Source organism: Bradyrhizobium sp. INPA03-11B, assembly GCF_040446015.1.
Classification (GTDB): domain Bacteria; phylum Pseudomonadota; class Alphaproteobacteria; order Rhizobiales; family Xanthobacteraceae; genus Bradyrhizobium; species Bradyrhizobium macuxiense_A.
In genome coordinates this window covers 1-21,892 of the sequence record NZ_JASGSR010000090.1, presented here as the reverse complement: position 1 = coordinate 21,892, position 21,892 = coordinate 1, and the positions used below count along the sequence as shown (strand labels likewise).

At 58.4% G+C, this 21,892-nt stretch carries 16 protein-coding genes and 1 pseudogene; 10 read left to right on the top strand and 7 right to left on the bottom strand.

What is annotated here, in order from left to right; all coding sequences use genetic code 11:
- Window positions 1–2 precede the first annotated feature (2 nt).
- The 10 genes from nodC (at window position 3) to QMZ05_RS29345 (ending at window position 13,554) form a co-directional block, all read left to right on the top strand.
- The gene (nodC, locus tag QMZ05_RS29390) at window positions 3–1,334 is read left to right on the top strand and encodes a chitooligosaccharide synthase NodC (protein ID WP_353703930.1); all 1,332 of its coding nucleotides are present in this window, start codon (window positions 3–5) and stop codon (window positions 1,332–1,334) included.
- A 50-nt stretch (window positions 1,335–1,384) separates the two neighbouring features.
- Window positions 1,385–2,014: a nodulation methyltransferase NodS gene (gene nodS, locus QMZ05_RS29385; protein ID WP_353703929.1), complete on the top strand. Its 630-nt coding sequence runs from the start codon at window positions 1,385–1,387 to the stop codon at window positions 2,012–2,014.
- A 13-nt stretch (window positions 2,015–2,027) separates the two neighbouring features.
- Window positions 2,028–3,737 (top strand): nodulation protein NodU, encoded by a 1,710-nt coding sequence (gene nodU, locus QMZ05_RS29380; RefSeq protein WP_353703928.1) that lies wholly within the window; start codon window positions 2,028–2,030, stop codon window positions 3,735–3,737.
- Window position 3,738: 1 nt separating this feature from the next.
- Entirely contained in the window at window positions 3,739–4,659 is a 921-nt protein-coding gene (gene nodI, locus QMZ05_RS29375) for a nodulation factor ABC transporter ATP-binding protein NodI (protein ID WP_353703927.1), read from the top strand.
- A gap of 4 nt (window positions 4,660–4,663) precedes the next feature.
- A complete protein-coding gene (locus QMZ05_RS29370) occupies window positions 4,664–5,452 on the top strand; it encodes an ABC transporter permease (RefSeq protein WP_353703926.1) in 789 nt (262 codons plus the stop codon).
- A 171-nt stretch (window positions 5,453–5,623) separates the two neighbouring features.
- On the top strand, window positions 5,624–7,669 hold the full coding sequence (locus tag QMZ05_RS29365; protein WP_353703925.1) for a carbamoyltransferase: 2,046 nt from the start codon (window positions 5,624–5,626) through the stop codon (window positions 7,667–7,669).
- A gap of 257 nt (window positions 7,670–7,926) precedes the next feature.
- The gene (locus tag QMZ05_RS29360; RefSeq protein ID WP_353703924.1) at window positions 7,927–8,946 is read left to right on the top strand and encodes a nodulation protein NodZ; all 1,020 of its coding nucleotides are present in this window, start codon (window positions 7,927–7,929) and stop codon (window positions 8,944–8,946) included.
- Between the two features lie 539 nt (window positions 8,947–9,485).
- Entirely contained in the window at window positions 9,486–10,271 is a 786-nt protein-coding gene (locus tag QMZ05_RS29355; protein ID WP_353703942.1) for an SDR family oxidoreductase, read from the top strand.
- Window positions 10,272–10,420: 149 nt separating this feature from the next.
- Complete coding sequence (gene nifA, locus QMZ05_RS29350; protein WP_353703923.1) at window positions 10,421–12,205, top strand: nif-specific transcriptional activator NifA; 1,785 nt, start codon at window positions 10,421–10,423, stop codon at window positions 12,203–12,205.
- Between the two features lie 506 nt (window positions 12,206–12,711).
- Window positions 12,712–13,554, top strand: a complete 843-nt coding sequence (locus tag QMZ05_RS29345) for an electron transfer flavoprotein subunit beta/FixA family protein (RefSeq protein WP_353703922.1) — start codon at window positions 12,712–12,714, stop codon at window positions 13,552–13,554.
- Window positions 13,555–13,853: 299 nt separating this feature from the next.
- Here the strand turns inward: QMZ05_RS29345 and QMZ05_RS29340 are convergent.
- The 7 genes and pseudogenes from QMZ05_RS29340 to QMZ05_RS29310 form a co-directional block, all read right to left on the bottom strand.
- Window positions 13,854–15,506 (bottom strand): annotated as a pseudogene (locus QMZ05_RS29340) (IS66 family transposase).
- 45 nt (window positions 15,507–15,551) lie between these two features.
- Window positions 15,552–15,899, bottom strand: coding sequence for an IS66 family insertion sequence element accessory protein TnpB (gene tnpB, locus QMZ05_RS29335; protein ID WP_353703921.1), 348 nt, complete (start codon window positions 15,897–15,899; stop codon window positions 15,552–15,554).
- Complete coding sequence (locus QMZ05_RS29330) at window positions 15,896–16,297, bottom strand: transposase (protein WP_260380902.1); 402 nt, start codon at window positions 16,295–16,297, stop codon at window positions 15,896–15,898. Before QMZ05_RS29330 ends, tnpB begins: the two co-directional genes overlap by 4 nt.
- A gap of 445 nt (window positions 16,298–16,742) precedes the next feature.
- Window positions 16,743–18,089 carry an MFS transporter gene (locus tag QMZ05_RS29325; RefSeq protein ID WP_353703941.1) on the bottom strand — a complete coding sequence of 449 codons (1,347 nt, stop codon included), beginning with the start codon at window positions 18,087–18,089 and terminating at the stop codon, window positions 16,743–16,745.
- Between the two features lie 264 nt (window positions 18,090–18,353).
- Window positions 18,354–19,889 carry a long-chain fatty acid--CoA ligase gene (locus tag QMZ05_RS29320; RefSeq protein WP_353703920.1) on the bottom strand — a complete coding sequence of 512 codons (1,536 nt, stop codon included), beginning with the start codon at window positions 19,887–19,889 and terminating at the stop codon, window positions 18,354–18,356.
- A gap of 180 nt (window positions 19,890–20,069) precedes the next feature.
- Window positions 20,070–20,339: a hypothetical protein gene (locus tag QMZ05_RS29315; protein ID WP_353703919.1), complete on the bottom strand. Its 270-nt coding sequence runs from the start codon at window positions 20,337–20,339 to the stop codon at window positions 20,070–20,072.
- 1,211 nt (window positions 20,340–21,550) lie between these two features.
- Window positions 21,551–21,832 (bottom strand): flavin reductase family protein, encoded by a 282-nt coding sequence (locus tag QMZ05_RS29310; RefSeq protein WP_353703940.1) that lies wholly within the window; start codon window positions 21,830–21,832, stop codon window positions 21,551–21,553.
- Between the last annotated feature and the right edge of the window lie 60 nt (window positions 21,833–21,892).

Here is a 21,892-nt window from a genome sequence, read left to right as displayed (position 1 = left end):
CCATGAACCTGCTTGCCACAACTAGCACTGTTGCGATCTCATGTTATGCGCTGCTTTCGGCTGTCTACAAAAGCGCGCAAGCGATTTATGCGATGAAGAGCGACGGCCAAGGCTTATCGGACGATGTGGCGGACGCTGGCGCGCTGGCGAGCGTGGATATCATCGTTCCCTGCTTTAATGAGAACCCGCAAACGTTGTCTGCGTGCCTCGAGGCCATCGCAAAACAGAGCTACTTGGGAAAGCTGCAGGTATACGTGGTTGATGACGGGTCTTCAAACCGTGACGCTGTTCGACCTGTATATGACGCCTACGCGCGCGACCCGAGGTTCCATATCATTCTGGAACGCAAGAACGTTGGAAAGCGCAAGGCGCAGATTACCGCGATACGTCGCTCGCATGGAGATCTCGTCTTGAACGTCGATTCCGACACGATGATTGCTGCCGACGTGGTCACAAAGCTCGCACTGAAGATGCGGGATCCTGCGATCGGTGCGGCTATGGGTCAGCTGACGGCTAGCAATCGGGACGACACCTGGTTAACCAGGTTGATCGATATGGAGTATTGGTTGGCCTGCAACGAGGAACGCGCGGCACAGGCCCGCTTCGGCGCCGTTATGTGTTGCTGCGGCCCATGTGCAATGTACCGCCGGTCTGCGCTTCTCTCGCTGCTGGATCAGTACGAGACGCAGTTGTTCCGTGGGAAGCCAAGCGACTTCGGCGAAGATCGTCATCTCACGATCCTGATGCTGCAAGCCGGCTTTCGAACCGAGTACGTTCCGGACGCGATCGCCGCAACGGTAGTGCCTGATCGGCTAGGACCGTATCTGCGGCAGCAGCTTCGTTGGGCGAGGAGCACATTCCGGGACACGTTGCTTTCGCTCCACCTGCTGCCGGGCCTCGGGCGCTATCTCACGTTGGATGTGGTCGGACAGAATCTCGGTCCGCTGTTGCTCGCTCTGTCATTGTTGACAGGGCTCGCGCAACTTGCGTTCACCGTGACTGTGCCGTGGTTCACCACAGTGACGATCGCATTGATGACCATGGTGCGCTGCTGTGTCGCTGCGTTCCGAGCCCGCGAAGTTCGCTTTCTCGGCTTTTCGTTGCACACTCCTATCAACCTCTTTCTCTTACTTCCCGTAAAAGCGTATGCCTTGTGCACATTGAGCAATAGCGATTGGCTGTCGCGGAAGTCTACAAACCCGACAGACAAGGCGAGAGAGCAGGTCATTTCCCTAAATCCGATCGTTGAAGCAAACGCGACAGGTGTCTCAGGAAGCGGCGGGCCGATCAGAAAGGGAAGTGTTACGCGATTCGTCGACGTTGATGAGGTCTGAGATCGTCTGCCGTGGCGAGTTAAAGCCGCATCTGGCGAGAAGGAAAAATCGTGAGCCTAGACAAGACTTATCAATTGCTGGACCGGGAATTGACCGTCGATGATCCGTGGCGGCTTGATAGTAACCCCTTCGAGTGGGAGCGTCACGCACAGTTGCTCAGGCTGTCGCGTTCAAGAGGAGCTATCAGGAATGCTCTGGAGGTCGGATGTGCGGCCGGCGCTTTCACGACAAAGCTCGCGCCCTATTGCAAACGGCTCACCGTCGTTGACGTCGCTTCGCGAGCGATTGATCGCGCGCGGCAACGGATGCAGCGATGCTCGCACATTACGTGGACAGTCTCCGACGTTGAACGATTTTCAACCGCGGAGCGCTTCGATTTGATCGTCGTGGCCGAGGTTCTCTATTACCTCGATGATGTAGCCAGAATGCGTACGGCCGTCCGTAACTTCGTGCAGATGCTTGCGCCAGAGGGGTGTCTGGTGTTCGGGTCCGCGCGTGATGCGACATGCCAACGCTGGGGGCATGCTGCTGGCGCCGAAACGGTGATGGCCATGTTGAATGAATCGTTGATCGAGGTCGAGCGGCTGGAATGCCATGGTGAGTCGACTGACGAAGATTGCCTGCTCGCGAGCTTCATAAATCCCGGTCAAGCGTCGAATCAATCGAACTTGCAGCATTAGGCACGGAGATACGATGCGCATCTGCGGTATCAAGCTGACCCATGACGGGGCAGTCGCTCTTGTCGAAGACGGACGGCTGGTCTTTTGCGTCGAGCAGGAGAAGCGCGGAAATAGCCCGCGGTATCAAGTTATCGACAATCTCGACGTAGTTGTCGCCGCCTTGGCGGAACATGGTCTTAACCCGAGGGATGTTGATCACTTTGTCATCGACGGCTGGGACGGGGAGATCGAGTCGCAGTTCAAAGTCCTCAGCGGCGCGGCATCACTCACGCTCAAAGGAGCCCCCTATGTTGAGCGCCATGCAGATGGCGTTCTCGATTCACGTGACGGCCTTGGCCTGACGCTCGGCGGAAGCGACTTCCCTTATAGAAGCTATCCGCACATCGCAGGCCATGTGGCCTCCGCCTATTGCACCAGCCCCTTTGCCAAAGCCGGACAGCCGGCGTTCTGCCTCGTGTGGGACGGTTCCATTGCACCACGCCTGTACCATGTACAGCGCCGGGGCGCGCGTTTGATCGAATGTCTCTTCCCGATGATTGGGCATGCTTATGCTGCCGCGGGTCATCACTTCGGACCCTATAAGAAAGCAGACCGCACCAATTGGGACCTGGGTGTCGCAGGCAAGTTGATGGCGTACATCGCGCTTGGGTCTATTGATGAAGATGTTATTGCGGTGTTTCAGGAGCTTTATGAAAGCCACTTTGCAGCCGACACGGCGTCAGCTCGTCGTTACCGCGCCGACATCAATAGCGCGGAACCGTCACTTGCAGCTATGCATGAGTTCTTCGAGGCGAGCGCGTTGCGATTGAAGGACAAGCGGCATGAAGATGTACTCGCATCGTTTCATTGCTTCCTTGAGCGTCTTCTGGTTCGAGAAATCGCGATGGCGTTGCTGCGGCACTCGTCGCTTCCGGGAGCGCGCAATCTATGTATAGCTGGCGGGTGCGGGCTCAATATCAAATGGAACAGTGCCCTGCGCGATACGGGCTTGTTCGACGATGTCTGGGTTCCGCCCTTTCCGAATGACAGTGGCTCGGCGATCGGTGCCGCTTGCTGCGCGATGGCAGCCCAGAATGGTTTCGTGCCGCTGGAATGGTCGGTCTACAGTGGTCCGGCCCTGCAAGCTAGCGAGATCCCGGCTGAATGGGAGGTCGTGCCGTGCAGTATGCGCGAGCTTGCGGCACTTCTTGCTAACAACAAGCCCGTGATCTTCCTTGCGGGGCGCGCCGAGCTCGGACCACGGGCCTTGGGGGGCAGAAGCATTCTCGCCGCGGCGACGTCCCCAGGAATGAAGGATCATCTCAACGACATCAAACGTCGCGAACGCTTTCGACCGGTAGCGCCGATATGTTTGGAGGATCGGGCGCCGGAAATTTTCAGCCCCGGTACCCCAGATCCTTACATGCTTTTCGATCACCAGACACGGGCGGAATGGCGGGACAAGATCCCCGCTGTTATACATCTGGACGGATCTGCGCGATTGCAGACGGTTTCCAGAACGTCTCAACACAAGATCGCCGAGCTCCTCGTTGAGTATGAGCGGCTCACGGGCATTCCGCTGCTTTGCAATACAAGTGCCAACCACCTCGGGCGTGGCTTCTTCCCGGATGTCGCAGCGGCCTGCCAATGGGGACGTGTTGAGCATATTTGGTGCGACGGGCGGCTCTGGACCAAGACGGCCGTAAGGGAGACGTCGCCGGCTGAACGACTTCTTTCAGCCTGAAATGAACATGTCGACCCTAGCAATCAACCTTGCCGGCGTAAGAAAGGCCTTTGGCGACAAGATCGTTGTCAACGAGCTGTCGTTCTCGGTCGCGCGGGGTGAGTGCTTCGGTCTACTGGGACCGAACGGCGCGGGCAAGAGTACGATTGCGCGTATGGTCCTCGGGATGGTGTCGCCGGACCTGGGCGAGATCACGGTGCTCGGCCAGCCAGTGCCCGCACGCGCTCGCCTGGCGCGAGTGCGGATCGGTGTGGTACCGCAGTTCGACAACCTTGAGCTCAATTTTACCGTACGCGAGAACCTGCTCGTATTCGGGCGCTACTTCAATAAGAGCGCACGCGAGATCGAAGCGCTCACGCCATCACTGCTTGAGTTCGCCCGCCTCGAGAGCAAGGCGGAGGCGCGCGTTGCGGAGCTATCCGGCGGTATGAAGCGGCGGTTGACGCTGGCACGTGCCCTGATCAACGACCCGCATCTATTGATAATGGACGAGCCAACAACCGGTCTAGATCCACACGCTCGGCACCTGATCTGGGAGCGCTTGCGCGTGTTGCTGGCACGGGGCAAGACGATACTCTTGACCACCCATTTCATGGAAGAGGCCGAGCGATTATGCGACCGGCTGTGCGTGCTCGAGCAAGGCCGCAAGATTGCTGAAGGCAAGCCCCAAGAATTGATTGATGCGCATATCGGATGTGACGTGGTCGAGATCTATGGCGGGAATCCGCGTGATCTGTGTGCGCAGGTCAGGCCCTATGTGCGACACATGGAAGTGAGCGGCGAGACGCTCTTTTGCTACGCTTCAGATCCGGAGCAGGTGCGCGCGCAACTGCGTGGGTACGCGGGTCTACGGCTTCTGCATCGTCCTCCGAATCTTGAAGATGTGTTCCTGAGAGTGACCGGGCGGGAGTTGGAGAATTGAAACGATGAGTGAAGGTTATTCACCGGTCATGCCCGCCAACGCATACAACTGGGTCGCGGTGTGGCATCGCAACTTTCTGGCATGGAGGAAAGTCGCGCTCGCATCGGTTCTCGGGAACCTCGCCGATCCGATGACCAACCTGTTTGGCCTTGGTTTTGGCCTCGGAATAATTGTCGGTCGCGTTGACGGCACTTCATACATCGCGTTTCTCGCGGCTGGCATGGTCGCAACTAGCGCGATGACTGCCGCGACGTTCGAAACTCTGTATGCGGTTTTCGCCCGCATGGATAGTCAGCGCACGTGGGATGCCATCCTGTCCACACAGCTAACACTTGGCGACATCGTTTTAGGTGAATTAGTTTGGGCAGCCAGCAAGGCCGTTCTGGCAGGAACGGCAATTTGGACTGTTGCAGCCATCCTAGGCTATGCGGAGTGGCCGTCCATTCTCTATTCGATGCCGGCGATTGCGCTCACTGGCGTTGTTTTCGCAAGCCTGGCAATGGTCGTTATATCTCTTGCGCCCAGTTACGATTATTTCGTGTTCTACCAAACGCTCGTCATGACACCCATGGTGTTCCTGTGCGGCGCCGTGTTTCCCTTGGATCAACTACCAAGCACATTGCAGCACGTCGCGAGCTTTCTGCCTCTGGCACATTCGGTCGACCTGATCCGCCCAACGATGCTCGGACGCCCGGCGGGCAGCGTTGCCCTGCATATCAGTGCACTTTGCGTTTATGCGGTGCTGCCGTTCTTCTTGTCCACGGCGATGTTTCGCCGGCGCCTAATGCGTTGACCAAGCGCGACGGGACGAAGGAGACGAATAATGTGCTGTTGCGAACTCGGCTTGGGACGAATCCCGAATCCGACGGCCCTCGACAGGCCGAGCGTTTATGCACCTTACGCATAAGAAAATGAGTGTGTGACAGGCCACCGCGGCCTCGCTGTCAGGTGAATGGAGAGAAAAATGCTGTGTCTTGGAATGAGCGGCGGTCTAGACAAGGTCCACGAAAATCCACTCGATCTGCCGAACACATTTCTCCACGACGGGGCCGCCGTACTGGTCCGCGACGGACGTGTGATCGCAGCGATCGAGGAAGAACGGCTCAATCGAATCAAGCATTCGAACAAGTTCCCACGCAATGCTATACAGCACTGCCTAGCATCAGCCGGGGTGCAACTCTGCGACATCGACCGCATCGCGTTCTACGCGACCGAGGCCTATTGCAACGCTATGCTCGAACGATTGGTCATTTCGCAGCCGGATCTCTCGATCCCGTTGGATGCCAAACTGTTGCTGCAAAATCTGCTGTTGCAGGAGTTCGGTACCGAGGTTGATCCATCACGCATCTCATTCGTGAACCATCATCTGACCCATTCCGTTAGCGCATTTGCGATGTCGGGCTTCGAGCAGAGCCTGATCCTCTCCATCGACGGAGGCGGTGACTTTCTATCTGGCCTCGTGGCGGTAGGCTCTGGCACTCAAATTGAGCAACTCACAACTTTCCCGGAGAGTAACTCTCTGGGGCTGTTCTATCTCGAGGCGATTCGATATCTCGGTTACGGGCTATTCGACGAATATAAGGTGATGGGGCTCGCCCCTTACGGTAACCCTGCAACCTATCGCGAACTCTTCGAGCAGTTCTACGAACTCTCAGACAATGGTGGCTACCGCGTCCATCTGGACCGAATCGGACCGGCGTTGCTCCGCAACATCGAGGTCCGGAGAAAGGGAGTGCCATTCACGCAGCAGCATCGAGATGTCAGTGCTTCGTTGCAGGAGGCCCTGGAGCGGATTGTGTTTCATATTCTAAGGCACTATCGCGAGCTCACTGGGATGAAGCGGTTGTGCCTGGCTGGAGGCGTGGCACACAATTGCACTGTGAACGGTAAGCTTCTGTATTCAGGGCTTTTCGAAGATATCTTCGTGCAACCTGCGGCGCACGACGCTGGTTGTGCATTAGGCGCTGCCCTTATGGTATCCGACGAGCTGGGGCGGCCTGCTCCCCGTGAGCGCCTTGAGGCGGTTTATTGGGGCCCCGACCTCGGCAGCGATAGCGCGGTGGAGCAGGAACTGAATGCATGGGCCAGTCACCTCGACATCGAACGCAGTGATGACGTCGCAGGCAGTGCGGCAGATTGGATGGCTAACGGCGCCGTGATTGGCTGGGTTCAGGGTCGGTCAGAGTTCGGGCCCCGCGCTCTTGGCAATCGTAGCATTCTTGCCGATCCGCGGCCGGCCGCCAACAAGGACCGAATCAACGCGATGGTCAAGAAGCGTGAGGGCTATCGACCCTTCGCGCCATCAGTGCTCGAGGAGGATGCGGACGAATTTTTCGAACTTCCTGAGGGCAAGCGCCATTTTCCCTTTATGAACTTCGTCGTTCGCGTCCGCGACGCCAAGCGCGACTTGCTGGGCGCCATCACTCACGTCGACGGCACAGCGCGGCTGCAAACGGTCTCGCACAAGACAAATCCGGCCTACTGGGACCTCATCAATGCGTTCAAGCGGAAGACCGGTATCCCAGTCCTGCTCAATACGTCATTTAACAATAATGCCGAGCCGATCGTGGATTCGGTTGCAGATGCGATCGCTACGTTTCTGACAACAGACCTGGATGGACTGGTGGTCGGGCCATTTCTCGTCAAAAAACGGGCTACGAAGCTGGAGGACTGGACAGCGCTCGCGATTTCGTTGCCGCCGTATGCATCTCTCTATCAAGTTCGTGCGTATACCGGGCGAGATCGCCAGGAGACCGTCTGCGAAATCCGTACTGGTCACGCCAGTCGTAACAGTGTGCGGATCTCACATGATTTGTTCGATCTGCTGATGCGGATCAAGGGCGAAGGCGTTCTCGGAGAGCTCCTTGACACGGTGACAATCGATCAGGCGAGGCGTGAAGCTCTCGTCAGCGAACTGCGGTGTCTGTGGGAGCAGCGGCGCGTCAACCTGCATCCCTCCACACGCTATTTGCGTGTATCCAAGCAGCGCTCAAACGTAAAGGGGAGCTGATGATGGCGGTTTTCTATGTGCTCACACAAGGTTGCTTTAGGTTAGTAGCGCGGCGTACTAACCGACTGGGTTCAAGGTGCGTTGATGCAACGTCCTCGGGCATGTAAGCAATTAGCAGGCCCGACACGGCGGCTCGTCATGCTGTGAAGTATTAGTAGCGGAACTGATCTGCACTACGATCGGGGACGACAGCATCGGGAAGAGTCTGGTGTACATGCTCCGCTATCCAGCCGGTATCCGGGAACGAGGCAAGGCTAATGCGTGTTAGTGGCTCGATGAATGAGCGGTTTGTGGTTTCTCGCCGACGCACGGGGTTCGGTGATTGCCTGTGGTCGCTGGCGGCGGCTTGGAGTTATGCGAAGCGAACTAATCGGACGCTCGCTATCGACTGGCGGGGCTCCTGTTATCTCGATCAGCCATTCGTGAACGCCTTTCCAGTGTTCTTCGAACCGATTCAAGACATTGCTGGCGTACGGGTCATCTGCGATGATCAGATCAATCAATTCTCGTTCCCCGGCCCATTCTTTCCACGGTGGTGGAATAAGCCCTCAATCGACAGCGTCTTCCGTCCAGATGAGCAAATTTTCCGAGAGCGTGACGAACTGCGTCAGCTGTTTGAAAGCCAAGATGATAGCGACGCCAACACGGTGGTGTGTGACGCCTGCTTGATGTGGGGTTGCGATGAAGACGCCGAACGACAGATATTTCGTAGCCTCCAACCTCGGTCTGAAATCCAGAGGCGGATTGACGCCATCTATCGAGATCAGTTTGCAGGACATAGCATAATCGGTGTTCATGTGCGGCACGGCAACGGCGAAGATATCATGGGGCATGCGCCCTACTGGGCCGATCCAGAATTCGCGTTGCAGCAAGTATGCATGGCCATTCACAAGGCAAAGGCGTCACCGCACCCAAAGCCTGTGAAGGTGCTTTTGTGCACGGACAGTGCGCAAGTGCTTGACCGGATCACGGCTGCGTTTCCTGATCTCATCACTATCCCAAAACACTTTCATACCCAGCAGGCCGGCCCCTTACACAGTCCGGCGCTCGGGGTCGATGGCGGCGCCTCCGCTCTCGTCGAGATGTATCTTCTCGCGCGCTGCGACACCGTGATCCGGTTCCCGCCGACGAGCGCCTTCACGCGCTATGCCCGCCTCTTCGTGCCACGGATTTTTGAGTTCGATTTGAACGATCCGAGTCGGGTCATCTTGATTGAGGAACTACCAGAAGATCTCGAGCTCCATGAAAGCGTAAATCTGGTCGATCCCCCCCGTTGAAGCAAATGACGCAGGCGTATACCAGTTGTGGCTCGTCGCGGACGAAGCTCACGTACGAGGCTGGTCACGTCAGATTCGCCTTCGCGTCACTGCCGCGCCATTTGACGAGCAGGCTGGTTCCCGGTGGAGTTCTCGACATAGAACCTTATCCCTAGCGATGGGATCAGAGGCTGCCGCGATCTGACCAATCTCATACGCCGGGGATCGCCCGTAGACGTTTCGCAGGAATCAAGCAGCGTCACGGCTCGGTTGGCTAGTCCTTGAGGATCCGCGATACGCGGTGTCGTAACGCGTGTTCACACTTGAGGGGCACTCTAGGCCAGGCTCGCCATGTCGTGCGTTGCTGTTGTCGGAAAGCAAGCGGGAAGTGTCTGGAATCCGCCAGAACAGGACATTTGGCCGCGAAACTGCCAAGCATTCCCCGTCGTCGCAGTGGCCCAAATCCTGCAGCGCGCGCGTGGGCGCGACTAGAGGATGGGAGGTGCCCCTTGATTATCGATCTACCAAACGGCAATCCGGTAGCCGGTGCGAGGTCGGCGGTGGACGTGGGCCGTCGGTTTCACGCTGAGAGGACATGCGTCCAGCACGAAGAACGGAAGACACTGTTTCTGACCGGGGCATCCCGCGGCATCGGTCACGCTACCGCCAAGCTGTTTTCGGAAGCGGGATGGCGCATCATTTCTTGCGCCCGTCAACCGTTCGATGGCGGGCGCTGCCCTTGGGAGTCGGGGGCCGACGACCATCTGCAGGTCGACCTCAGTGACCATCGGATGCTGCCGCGCGCGATCGCCGAGGTCAAAAAACGCCTCGCGGGCGCACCGTTGCACGCGTTAATCAACAATGCTGGCATTTCACCGAAAACGTCAGATGGCGCCCGGCTGACCTCGTTGACGACATCAATCGAAACGTGGATGAGGGTGTTCCACCTCAATCTGGTGGCACCGATCCTGCTAGCGCAAGGTTTGTTGGACGAGCTGAAAGCCGCGTCAGGATCGATTGTCAACGTCACCTCAATCGCGGGTTCGCGGGTGCACCCGTTTGCCGGCAGCGCCTATGCGACGTCAAAGGCTGCGCTCGCGAGTCTCACCCGCGAAATGGCACATGATTATGCACCGCATGGCATTCGCGTGAATGCGATCGCCCCCGGGGAGATCAAGACGGACATGTTGTCGCCGGACACGGAAGCGCGTCTTGTGCCAAATATCCCCCTGCGCCGCGTGGGCGCGCCCGAAGAAGTGGCTAAGGTCATCTTCTTTCTCTGCTCAGATGCGGCAAGCTATGTCACGGGTACCGAAATGCCGATCAATGGTGGCCAACACCTATAGTCGGCGAGACTTAGCAATTCGCAGTTGATTTGAGCTACGTCAATGAAACTCCTGCTTGCCGCCAAATCCGCGTATGCAATTGCCGTGCAGGAAAAGATGCCATCTTTCTATGTCATCTCGTCAAAACTTGACGCAAGATCGACAATGACATGCAACACGAAGCTCGCAAACCCGAACAAGGTGTCATGCTGCATATCCCTTCCGCGCGCGAAAAGCTTATCTCACAGTCAGAGGGCGACCGCGAGGTCTCTATTGAGTCATCACGCGAGAGCGCGCTGACTGGCATTTCCGAGATATCGAAGGTGCTGGCTGCGCCCGGTCGGCTCGAAGTTGCGTTGACCAATGTCGTCAATCTTCTTCAATCGTTTGTGCAGATGCGAAACGGCGTCGTCTTGCTCTTCGACGGTGATGGAATGCCGGACATTACCGTGGGCGCCGGCTGGAGCGAAGGCAGCGACGAGCGCTACCGGATGTGCCTGCCAAAGAAGGCGATTGACCATATCGTAGCGACCGATAAGCCACTGATTGCCGAGAACGTAACAACGGAGGCGGCTTTCAGTGCTGCGGATGTAAATGCGCTCGGAGCCTGCGACGACATATCAGTGTCCTTCATCGGCGTTCCTATTCGGATTGATGCGAAAGTCGTCGGTACCCTAACCATCGATCGCATCCTCGATGAACGCTCGAGCGGGCGGCTCGATTACGACGTGCGGTTGCTCGCCATGATCGCCAATCTGGTGGGCCAGACGGTGAAGCTACATCGCCTGTCTGCGGGCGACCGCGAGCGGCTGATGACCGAGAAGGACCGGCTGCAGAAGCAGGAGTTCAAGCAACCTCCGCGGGAACGTAAAAAGGTTCACATCGACGGGATCATTGGCGACAGCCCGCCGTTGCGAGCGTTGCTGGAGAAGATCGCGGTGATAGCCAAATCGAACAGCACGGTCTTGGTGCGCGGCGAATCCGGCACTGGTAAGGAACTGGTCGCCAAGGCTATTCACGAGCTCTCATTGCGCGCCAAACGGCCCTTCGTTAAGCTTAATTGCGCGGCCCTCCCTGAGACCGTCCTGGAATCCGAATTGTTCGGGCATGAGAAGGGGGCCTTTACCAGCGCATTCAATTCGCGCAAGGGGCGCTTCGAGCTCGCCGACAAAGGGACGTTGTTCTTGGACGAGATCGGCGAGATCTCAGCCTCGTTCCAGGCCAAGTTGCTGCGCGTCCTGCAAGAGCAGGAATTCGAGCGTGTCGGTAGTAACCAGACAATAAAAGTCGATGTTCGCGTAATTGCCGCTACCAACAAGAACCTTGAAGAGGCTGTGGCAAGGAATGAGTTCCGCGCCGACCTCTATTATCGGGTCAACGTGGTTCCTTTGCTGCTGCCGCCGTTGCGTGAAAGGCGCAGCGATATTCCGCTTCTCGCCACAGAGTTTCTCAAAAAATTCAACCGCGAGAACGGCCGTGCGCTGACCTTCGATGTGAGTGCTATTGAAGTACTGATGAAGTGCGGCTTTCCCGGCAATATCCGCGAGCTCGAAAATTGCGTCGCGCGCACTGCGACCCTAGCGCCTGGACCATCGATCGTCAAAAATGACTTTGCATGCTGCCATGGTCAGTGTCTGTCTTCGGTGCTGTGGAAGAGCAGATCGGACGAGATAGCGCAGGAGCCGGGACCGAGCGCGTCCATGGCCGTGAGGGTCGCTGCGCCGCTAACAGAAGCTGCTGCGCCAGCCTCGCCTGTCGGCGGCGAGCTCGCTCCGCTGGCACCTGCGGGCGCAGCCTTGGTAAGTGGCGCGAAGATAACTGATCGTGAGCGGGTCATTGCCGCCATGGAAAGATCCGGGTGGGTACAGGCCAAGGCAGCGCGCCTGCTGGGATTAACGCCGCGCCAGATAGGCTACGCGCTGAGGAAATACGGCATCGAGATCAAGCGGTTTTGAGCACGCTATCGGACTCGCGCCCCATCCCCAACCTGCAACAACCGTGACCAAGACGATCAGGTACACGATCCGATGCGCTCGGTGCGTCGGCGCCGGATTGATCATGGTCGACGGGAACTGCGGGCACAGGAGAAATTGACCTGGTCTACGAGCGATCGACTTGCTCCTCGCGGTGCGAAGCATCAACCGCTGGAATCGGGTCCGGAACCAGGGGCGCCCTTAAGCGCTGGGCCCGCTGCGGCGGGATGATCTGCGTCTGGATTGACTCGGGTAGAAGCGCCTTCCGTTAAGTTGAGCTCTCCTCGATCAGATCGGCCACACACCATGCCACTAGCAAGACGCTGTCGCAGCAACCACGAAGGTCGATTGTGTTTTGTCGGCGAACGTCGGGCGGCTACTGCCATTTCGCCTAAGCCGTTGCCTTCGAGCCGAATCTTGAGCCATCGCGCGTTGGTACGACACTTGCTGTCCGGATGGTCAAGCTACAGCAACTTCTGGAGAAGCATATGCACAGTGTCGTCTGCATCAAGCAGGTTCCCGACTCCGCGCAGATCCGCGTGCACCCGGTGACCAATACGATCATGCGCCAGGGCGTGCCGACCATCATCAATCCATATGACCTCTTCGCGCTGGAGGCCGCGCTGCAGCTGCGCGATCAGTTTGCCGGCGAAATTACCGTACTTACAATGGGCCCCCCCTCGGCCGAGGATTCCCTACGCAAGGCGCTGACCTTTGGCGCCGATCGTGCCGTTCTGCTCACCGACCGCTGCTTCGCGGGCTCCGACACGCTGGCAACAACTTACGCACTGGCGACCGCCATCCGAAAGATCGCTAAGGAATATGGTCCGCCTGACCTCATCTTTACTGGCAAGCAGACGATCGACGGTGACACCGCGCAGGTTGGCCCCGGCATCGCGAAACGGCTCGGCGTGCTGCAGTTGACCTATGTCGCTAAGGTCAGAGCCCTGGACCTCACCGCGCGTACGATTGAAGCAGAGCGGCGCTCCGAAGGCGGTGTCCAGGTCCTGCACACCAGATTGCCGTGTCTCATTACCATGCTGGAGGCGACCAACCAGATTCGCCGCGGTGCCATGGCCGATGCATTGCGTGCCGCTCGCGCGCCGCTCGTGAAATGGAGCGCGCAAGACGCTGGCGTCGAAGACCTCTCCAGATGCGGTCTCAAGGGCTCCCCGACCGTTGTCAAGCGGGTGTTTGCCCCCTCCGCGCGCGCTGAGAAAGCTGCGCTGGTGGAGGCCGCCGAGCAGCCGGCGCAAGCGTTGATTGACGCCATCTTCAAGCACCAACCCAAGCTTGAAACCGACCTTGCGACACTGGCGCGAGATGCCTGATCTTGAGGAGCTTGGCGATGAGCAATGTTATCAGAGCACACGGCTTGCTCGCGGAGGGACGCACCACTGCCAGGAAGGAGATGGCATGATCGAAACCGAGAGGTCGATAGCAATGGTCGGGGCCAGATTGGGCCGGAAACCGCCAAGGCGTCGACCATGGCAAAGCGCAGCAGGAATGTGCTGTAGTTCGAGCCCGCAAAATCTCCTGGATCGAATAACAGCGTACGCATACGACGAAGGCCGCTTGATTGACGCATGCGCGGGAGCGCGGCGAGCACTATGATTGCGTTGTGTGCAGGTCAGGCGGCCTGCTGATCGGTGGGCTCGCTGGCCTGGCGCAAAAGCTTCCATTCCCAGGGCAACAGTTCGTGCAGACGGGAAGCAGGAAGATCAGCGATCCGGGCCAGGACGTCGGCGAGCCAGGCCTTGGGATCGATATCGTTGAGGCGGCAGGTCGTGATCATGGTCAGCATGATGGCGGCGCGGTCGGCGCCGCGCTGGCTGCCGGCGAAGGTCCAATTGCGCCTTCCCAAAGCGATGCCGCGCAAGGCTCTTTCTGCGGCGTTGTTGCTGAGGCAGATCCTGCCTTCGTCGAGGAAGCGGGCGAAGTCGTCCCAGCGCCTGAGCATGTAATTCATGGGCTTCAGGACCTCGGAGGAGCGCGAGAGGGTTTCTCGCTCGCGGAGCAGCCAGGCGTGCATGTCGTCGAGCAGCGGCTTGCTTTTCTCCTGGCGCACGGCACGCCGCTCGTCGGCGCTGCGGCCGTTGATGGCGCACTCGATCTCGAACAGGACGTCAAGGCGTCTGACCGCCTCCAGCGCGATCGGGGAGACCGGTTTACCCTTGCTGCCTTCCCTGGCGTCCTTCTCGATATCGGCCAGCTCGAAGAAGCCCCGCCGCGCATGGGCGAAGCAAAATGCCGGCGTGATCGGCATCGCTTTCCTTTGCGGGTCGAACAACGGCTCGAAGCCGCTATAGCAATCGGCTTGCAGGATGCCAGCGAAGGCGGCCAGATGCTCCTGGGGATGTTCGCCCCGTCGGTCGCTCGAGGCGTAATAGACCGCCGCCGGCGGCGCAGGCCCCCCGTAGGGCCGGTCATCCCGCACATAGGTCTAGATTCGCCCGGTCGTGCACTTGCCCTTGGCCAGGATGCGGATGGTGGTGTCGTCGCCATGAAGGCGCTCGGCTGCGAGCACATGACGCTCGATCAGCTGGAACAGCGGCATGACGGCGAAGGTTCCGTGGCCGACCTGGTCAGCGAGCGTCGACAATGGCAGGTCGATCCTCTCGCACTTGAAGCGCGCGCTCTGGCGATTGAGCGGGATATGCATGCCGAACTTGTCGAACAGGATCGTCCCCAGCAATTGCGGACCGATGAAGCCGCGCGGCGTGGCATGGAACGGTGCCGGCGGTTGACTGATCTTCTCGCAATCGCGGCAGGTGAACTTTTCCCGCACCGTCTCAATCAGCTTGAACCGGCGTGGGATCTCCTCCAGCGTCTCGGTCACATCCTCGCCCAGCTTCGCCAGACGCGATCCGCCGCAGCAGGCACAGCTCTTCGGGGCCTCGATAACGACGCGCTCGCGTTCGATGTCGTCCGGCCAGGGCTTGCGCACCGGCCGCTTGCGCGTGAAGGGACGGACGTTCTGCGTCTTCGCCGCTGCGGCCTGCGCCGCAAGCTCATCCTCGCTCGCCGTGGTGACGAGGTCTTCGAGCTCTAACTCCAGCTGCTCGAGCAGCCGTGCCATGCGCTCGGAGCGCTGTCCGTACAGTTCGCGCTTGAGCTTCTCGATCCGCAGCTCAAGGTGCGCGATCAGCGCAGCGTTGTCCGACAGCTCCGCTTGCGCGCTGGCAGCCATCGCCTCGGCTCGCAGCCGCGCCTCACGCTCGGCCTGCAGCGCCGCCAAGGCACTCGCAAGATCCGATGGAAGGTCGTCCGGCTTCGACGTCATGAAGCCATTGAATCAGATCAAGCAGCAGATTCAAACCCAAAACGGCTATCCGACCCGCGTCGGACGCTGGGTTTCTTGCGGATTGCGCCAATCTATTCCGGATAACAGATAGCTCATCTGCGCCGTCGAGATCGTCACTGCTTCGCCCGCAACCGAAGGCCAGATGAACCTTCCTCTCTCGAGTCTTTTAGTGAACAGGCATGCTCCCTGACCATCGTGCCAGATCACCTTCACAAGATCGCTTCGGCGACCGCGGAACACGAACAGATGACCGCTGAGCGGGTCCTTGCGCAGCACCTCCTGCACCTGGAGTGCCAACGACGGAAAGCCTCTGCGCATATCCGTGTAGCCTGTCGCGAGCCACACTCGCACGCCGGTCGGAACCGGGATCATCGACGCACCAGGGCATCGAGAACTCGCCGCAGCGCGTCTCCATCAACGTCGCCATCGACCCGGATGCGGTGTCCGCTACCAAGATCGATCTCGATGATGCCCTGGCTCTTCCGTCGACGCGCCGGCACCGTCGTCGATGGCGCTTCGGCCACCTCTCGCGCCGGCACAGACGGCCCAATCTCGACCGGCACGAACGGCGCTATACTCGCTTCGCCCTGCTTACAAAGCTCTTTCCGCCATCGGAAGAGCTGGCTCACATGAAGGCCGGCCATGCGAGCCACCTCGGAAACATTAGCTCCGGGCTCAAGCGATGCTGCAACTAGCCGTTCCTTCTCATCCTGCGACCACCGGCGCCGCCGCTCGACCGATGTGATCACCTCCGCCCGCGAAATCGTCATAGCGCTTCTCCTAGGATTACCCCTAGGACCTGCAGCGATCACGTTCGTCAAACAAGGCGGCCTTTGGCGGAGGGATACATAACAGCTCGTCAAAACGGAGTCGCATCGTCAGCCGCGCAATAACCGCATCTGCTAACCTGGCCTTGCCTCTGCCCGATACCGCTGGGCAGCCTGCCGAACCAGAAATGGCCGACTTGGCGCGAACGGCGGAAGCTGGCTGGTCCAAATAACTCAACAAAAGCAAGACAATGTTGGCGCAGACGGTCAGCCCACCCGGCATCAACGCGAGGAAACGCGCCGATACCGGTGGAGGGCTGGGTAGAGGATGATCAGGAGGATGAAGCTCCGTGCGGCGGTATTGGACCCATCGCTGTCTGGACGCCCTTGGCCAAGGTTCATTATATGGCCGCAATGGCGAATCTTGACTTAAGCGTGGGACCGAGGGCTACCGTGGTGTGGCTTGTACGCCTAAAGCCTTGCCCAGCCGTTCAGGCCGGGACGGCTTCGCAGCTTTCGATGGCTTGGCGGTCCCTGGATAGACGGTGAGTGCCGCGATGATGCCGAGCAGGGCTGCAAACATCAGCCAAAGGCCAGGTGAAGCCTTATCATCTGTTCGGTCGATTAACCAAGTCGAGGCGAGTGGCGTAAAGGTGCCAAATAACGCGGCCGCGAGTGCGAAAGCCAGAGAGAAGCAGGTTGTGCGCACATGCGACGGTACGATCTCAACAAGAGCGCCGAGCATAGTGCCGCTATAGATGCCGAAATAGAACGAGAACATCATTGCGACCGCCAGCATTTTGCCGAAAGTGGGTGCGCTTACCAACCAGTGCAATGCCGGATAGGTGGTCAACAATGCAAGGCCCGCAATGGTTAGCAAAACCGGCTTGCGGCCAACTCGATCGGAGACGGCGCCGCCAATTGGATTCCAGATGAAGTTGCTGACAGCAACCAAAAGCGTCACCAAGAGAGCGTCCTGGGTGGAAAGTTTCAAGACGTTCCTGCCGAATGTGGGCGTGTAGACTGTGACGAAATAGAACGTCGTTGTAGTCAAGATCGCGATCATCATTCCGAGAATGATGACGCGCCAGTTGGTGAGGGCCGAGGCAAAGACCTCGCGGGCCGTAGGATGCTTCTTCATGGCCAGAAATTCTGGCGTTTCCTCCAGCGTCCGGCGCAGGAAGAAGATAAGCGGAATAATGAGGCAGCCGAGAAAGAACGGGATGCGCCAGCCCCAGGCAGCTACTGTTTCGACCGACATCGATTCGTTCAGCACGTAGCCAACAATCGCCGCGACAAAGATCGCGACCTGCTGGCTGGAAGACTGGAACGAGGTGTAGAAACCACGCTTGCCCGGAGTTGCAATTTCCGACAGGTAGACCGAGACGCCGCCAACCTCGACGCCGGCGGAAAAGCCCTGCAGCAGCCGCCCAGCCAGCACAATGATGGGGGCAGCAATGCCGATCGTCGCGTAACTGGGACAGAAGGCGATGATCACAGTACCGATTGCCATGATTGAGAGCGTCACGATCAGACCTTGCCGACGGCCAATCTTGTCAATATAGGCTCCGAGCACGATCGCGCCGACCGGCCGCATCAAGGCGCCCAGCCAGAACACGCCGAAGGTGTTGAGCAGCGAAGCCGTCTCGCTCTCGGACGGGAAGAATGCCTTCCCAATGGCGCTGGCGTAAAAGCCGAACAGAAAAAAGTCGAACTGCTCCAGAAAATTGCCGCTAGTCGCACGCAAAATTGGGCCGATGCGCGATTTCACCGTAGGTGCCTGCGCGATGATCATTTGTGACACTGCGAGTTTCCTCCCCGTCTGAAATGGCCGGTTGCGGAAAAACCTCACGCCCGCCCAACTGCAACTTAGGCCGGAATCTCTCGTCATAGAAACTACCGGCCGACCCGAAAGCGCCTGATCTTTTCGGCATATTTTCGGCGACGGTGGCCTGGCCGCACAAAGTTTCAGATTTGTTTTGCGATGTTCAGCGAGGAACCACCCGCGGACCTGTCGATGGCAACGGAAATATTGTGTCCGACGTCAGCCCGCGGAAAGTCAATCGCTGCTTTCTTGATGGCTCGATCGAGTATCGATTGTCTTCAGCGTGAAATGCTGAACTTTTCCCAACGCCGTTCGCGGCAATTCTTCCGTGAAAATGATTTCGCGTGGCGTCTTGAAGCGGGCGAGCCGCGATTGGACATGCGCTGTCAGTGCATCCGCTTCGATACGAGCCCCCGGTTGCCTGATCACATAAGCGATTGGCACTTCATCCCAGCGCTGATCGGGCCGACCAATGACGGCGCATTCGGCGACATCAGGATGTTCCATCAGCGCACGCTCGATTTCCGCTGCGTAGATATTTTCTCCGCCGGAAATGATCAGATTCTTCTTGCGATCAAGAATCCAGAAATACCCATCGGCATCGCGGCGGCCGATGTCACCAGTACGATACCAGCCGTTATGAAATGCCTCGCGTGTTGCTTGTTGATTGCCCCAATATCCGCAGAAGATACTGGGCCCGCGCACTGCGATCTCACCTGGGGTGTCTGGCTGCAACGCATTGCCTGCATCGTCGATGATCGTCGCTTCACAGCATAGACCAGGTAAACCGGTCGACTCCCCACGCGCAAGATCGCCGCCGAGTCTCGTATATACTGCAATGGGGCAAGTCTCTGTCGAACCGTAAACCTGCAGGACTGGCACCCCGCGCGCGGCAAAGCGTTCGCTAAGGTGCTGCGGCACCATTGTCGAACCAGTGCAAATTGCCTTCACGGAGGATAAGTCTGTCCTCGCCCATCGAGGATGGTTGGTCAGGGCTTGTATCGTGGCAGGCACCAAAACTGCCAGCGTAGGCCGGTCGCGCTCAAACGCAGCAAGCGTCGCCTCTGGCGTAAAACGCGAGTGAATAGTAACCGTCGCGCCGTGATGCAACGCTGGCGTAGTCTGGATATTCAGGCCGCCAACGTGAAACAAAGGCAACACTGTCAAGACATGATCGGCCGAGCTGAGGTCATGCATGTGCTGACTCATAACCCCATTCCACAGCAACGATTCCTGACGCAGCACGGCCCCTTTCGGTCGCCCTGTGGTCCCTGACGTATAGACAATCAGAAGAGGGCAGGACAGGTCTGCCTCGGGATTGCGACCGTCGCTGCAGCCTCGCTCCAGCAGGCTGCCCCACTTGCTCCCGCCGGAAGGCTCAAAATCCAGGCCGACAACGAGCGTGTCGGGCAGTTGCTCCGTCAGAGCTGGCAGGAGTGCGTCGAAGACGTGTTCAAGAACGAGCACCTTGGCGCCGGCGTCGGACAGGATGAAGAGCTGCTCGCCGACCGCAAGTCGCCAGTTCAGTGGCACGAGGATTGCGCCGAGCCGCGCGCAGGCATAAAGCAGGGCCAGATAGTCAGGGCGGTTCTGGCTGAGGATCGCGATGCGGTCACCTTTCTCGACGCCGAGCTCGCTTTGTAGGGCGCGAGCGACATGCTCGATCCTTTGATTGAAGGCGGCGTAGCTTAAAGTCTGCCCATCGAAATGGATCGCGGGTTTGTCGGGAGCGAACGACGCGTTACGCTCAATCAGTGTGCAGAGATTCACCTCAGGTCGTCCCCATCGTTGAGATCGGCGCAATACGTCTGCCCCGAGGCATCAGATCGCTGAGCCTATGAAGTCCATCGCGCGATCCCAATCGTGGGCTGTTGCGTCGAGTGGCCCCCAGGCGGGGACGATCATCAGGCGGTCCTAACAGGAAAATGCAGCTTTTGATGATGTCATTTGTCATGGGCCTTGCCTCGATGGATGCCCCTTGAGAATTGAAAGCTTCGGTACCTGCTCAACTGCTGAGTTTTGCTCGGCATTGTTTGCATGCATCTGCCAGTGGTGATACTCGCACCACGACGATTGTTTCTTGCCTGGTCTTCGAATTACGGGCTCGCCGCACATATAGGCTGCTCTGGCATCTCCATCTTTGAATCCGACAATGGCTCGGCATTGGCCCTCAGTGTGGTCGATCAATAGAACCTTCTTGGCGCCATCGGGCTTTTTCACCGTGCCGCTCCGAGGTGCCAGGCAATCTTTTCCAATGTCGCACCAGTCATGCCGAGCGACACTTACAACCCAAGCCCGTTGAGAACGCCAGCGATCGGTTGATCCTCGCGCATTCGCGAGATGCTGGCGCCAGATCAGCGGCGCCCGCCAACTTTAACGAACAGAACGAAAAGGTTCGTTCGTCGAACCGGCTTCGGGACCTATTCCAGCCACTCGAGGGACTCGGTTTCGAAGGCCTGAAACCCTGGAGGCGGGCAGGGGAGTAGGATGAAGTTCGACGACGCCGGTCATCGGGAGTCGGGATTGAAATGAACATTTGCGGCGTGATTCTGAGACGTTGAGACATTCGCGATCCTTACCTCGGCCTGTCCCGAGACTGACGCCACCTCCCTGAGACCGTACAACTTAACGTTACGTCCGATTCAAGCCCTTTGGCTCCGCATTGTGAATATGTCCGAAGCTCCGGGGCTCATTGGCTGAACGCAGCCCCGGCGTCTGGTACGAATTGGAAGCCTGACATTTACAGCGACGTTGGTGAGGAAGGCGACAACGGACCAACTCGGCAACGAGCAAGGGCTTCCTTCGCGAACCTGCGACTTTGCAAGATTACGTTCGCGGCACGAAAGTCGGAAGATCGACAGGCCTGCCAATTGTGGTGGGTGGGCTTGAGTGCTGACTTTGGTCTTCTCGCCACAATGTCGCTGTTGCCTGTCGACATGAGTCGGCGTTATCGAACTGGCGGGCACCGCGGCTAACGTTGAGTTCACAACGTCAAATGAACGATTGGTCCAGACTTGCGTCGCCTTCGAATCGATTGGGACTGCGCCGATCAGAGGCTGCTTTCGATGTGTGCGCGAATCGCATTGGCGTCGGCGTCAATCCAGCCGCGTTCCCGGGCGCTTGCGACCATCTTGGCGTACGCTGTTTCCCAGGTCTCATAGTCCCTGGGGCGACCGGGAAGCGTAGGCACTAGATCAATAGGGACCAATGCATTGTCTTGGTCAACGAGCGTGATCCCTCTCAAGGCTGAAGTGCTAGGGTTAACTGGGCCCTTCAATACGACCTTGAAGTTGCAAAAATCCGAAGGATTCACCAATTGGAGGCCCGTTTGTGGGGAATATTCTATCACCATTGCTCGGCTCCTCATTGCGGCCTTCGAATTAATCCGGCCGATGTTCGTTCCGGATAGAGACGGTACACAGAGACTGCACTCAGTCATGCGGTAAGGTTCGAAGCGCGCCTTGCAAGTTGATCAATGGCTCACCATGACCGGGTCGGGTCGCGACAACTCGGCCAATGAAGATGCTATGTGTGCCAATCGTCATGTGATCGTGCAAGATGCACTCGAGCGTGCAAACTGCGCCCTGCAAAAGTGGCACATCGAGAACGCCCTGATTCCACTGCGCCGTATCGAAGCGATGGGCACCTTTAGCGGCATCCCGGCCGCCAAATCGTAGCGCGAGGTCCTCCTGATCACCCCGGAGAAGACTCACTCCAAAACTTCTGGAGGCGAGTATCGCGTCATGAGCCTCAGATCTGGAATTGATGGCGAC

Coding starts and splice junctions, on each gene's coding strand:
- nodC (WP_353703930.1), top strand. CDS start 3: ATGAACCTGCTTGCCACAACTAGCACTGTTGCGATCTCATGTTATGCG.
- nodU (WP_353703928.1), top strand. CDS start 2,028: ATGCGCATCTGCGGTATCAAGCTGACCCATGACGGGGCAGTCGCTCTT.
- nodI (WP_353703927.1), top strand. CDS start 3,739: ATGAACATGTCGACCCTAGCAATCAACCTTGCCGGCGTAAGAAAGGCC.
- QMZ05_RS29370 (WP_353703926.1), top strand. CDS start 4,664: ATGAGTGAAGGTTATTCACCGGTCATGCCCGCCAACGCATACAACTGG.
- QMZ05_RS29365 (WP_353703925.1), top strand. CDS start 5,624: ATGCTGTGTCTTGGAATGAGCGGCGGTCTAGACAAGGTCCACGAAAAT.
- QMZ05_RS29360 (WP_353703924.1), top strand. CDS start 7,927: ATGCGTGTTAGTGGCTCGATGAATGAGCGGTTTGTGGTTTCTCGCCGA.
- nifA (WP_353703923.1), top strand. CDS start 10,421: ATGCAACACGAAGCTCGCAAACCCGAACAAGGTGTCATGCTGCATATC.
- QMZ05_RS29345 (WP_353703922.1), top strand. CDS start 12,712: ATGCACAGTGTCGTCTGCATCAAGCAGGTTCCCGACTCCGCGCAGATC.
- tnpB (WP_353703921.1), bottom strand. CDS start 15,899: ATGATCCCGGTTCCGACCGGCGTGCGAGTGTGGCTCGCGACAGGCTAC.
- QMZ05_RS29330 (WP_260380902.1), bottom strand. CDS start 16,297: ATGACGATTTCGCGGGCGGAGGTGATCACATCGGTCGAGCGGCGGCGC.
- QMZ05_RS29325 (WP_353703941.1), bottom strand. CDS start 18,089: ATGATCATCGCGCAGGCACCTACGGTGAAATCGCGCATCGGCCCAATT.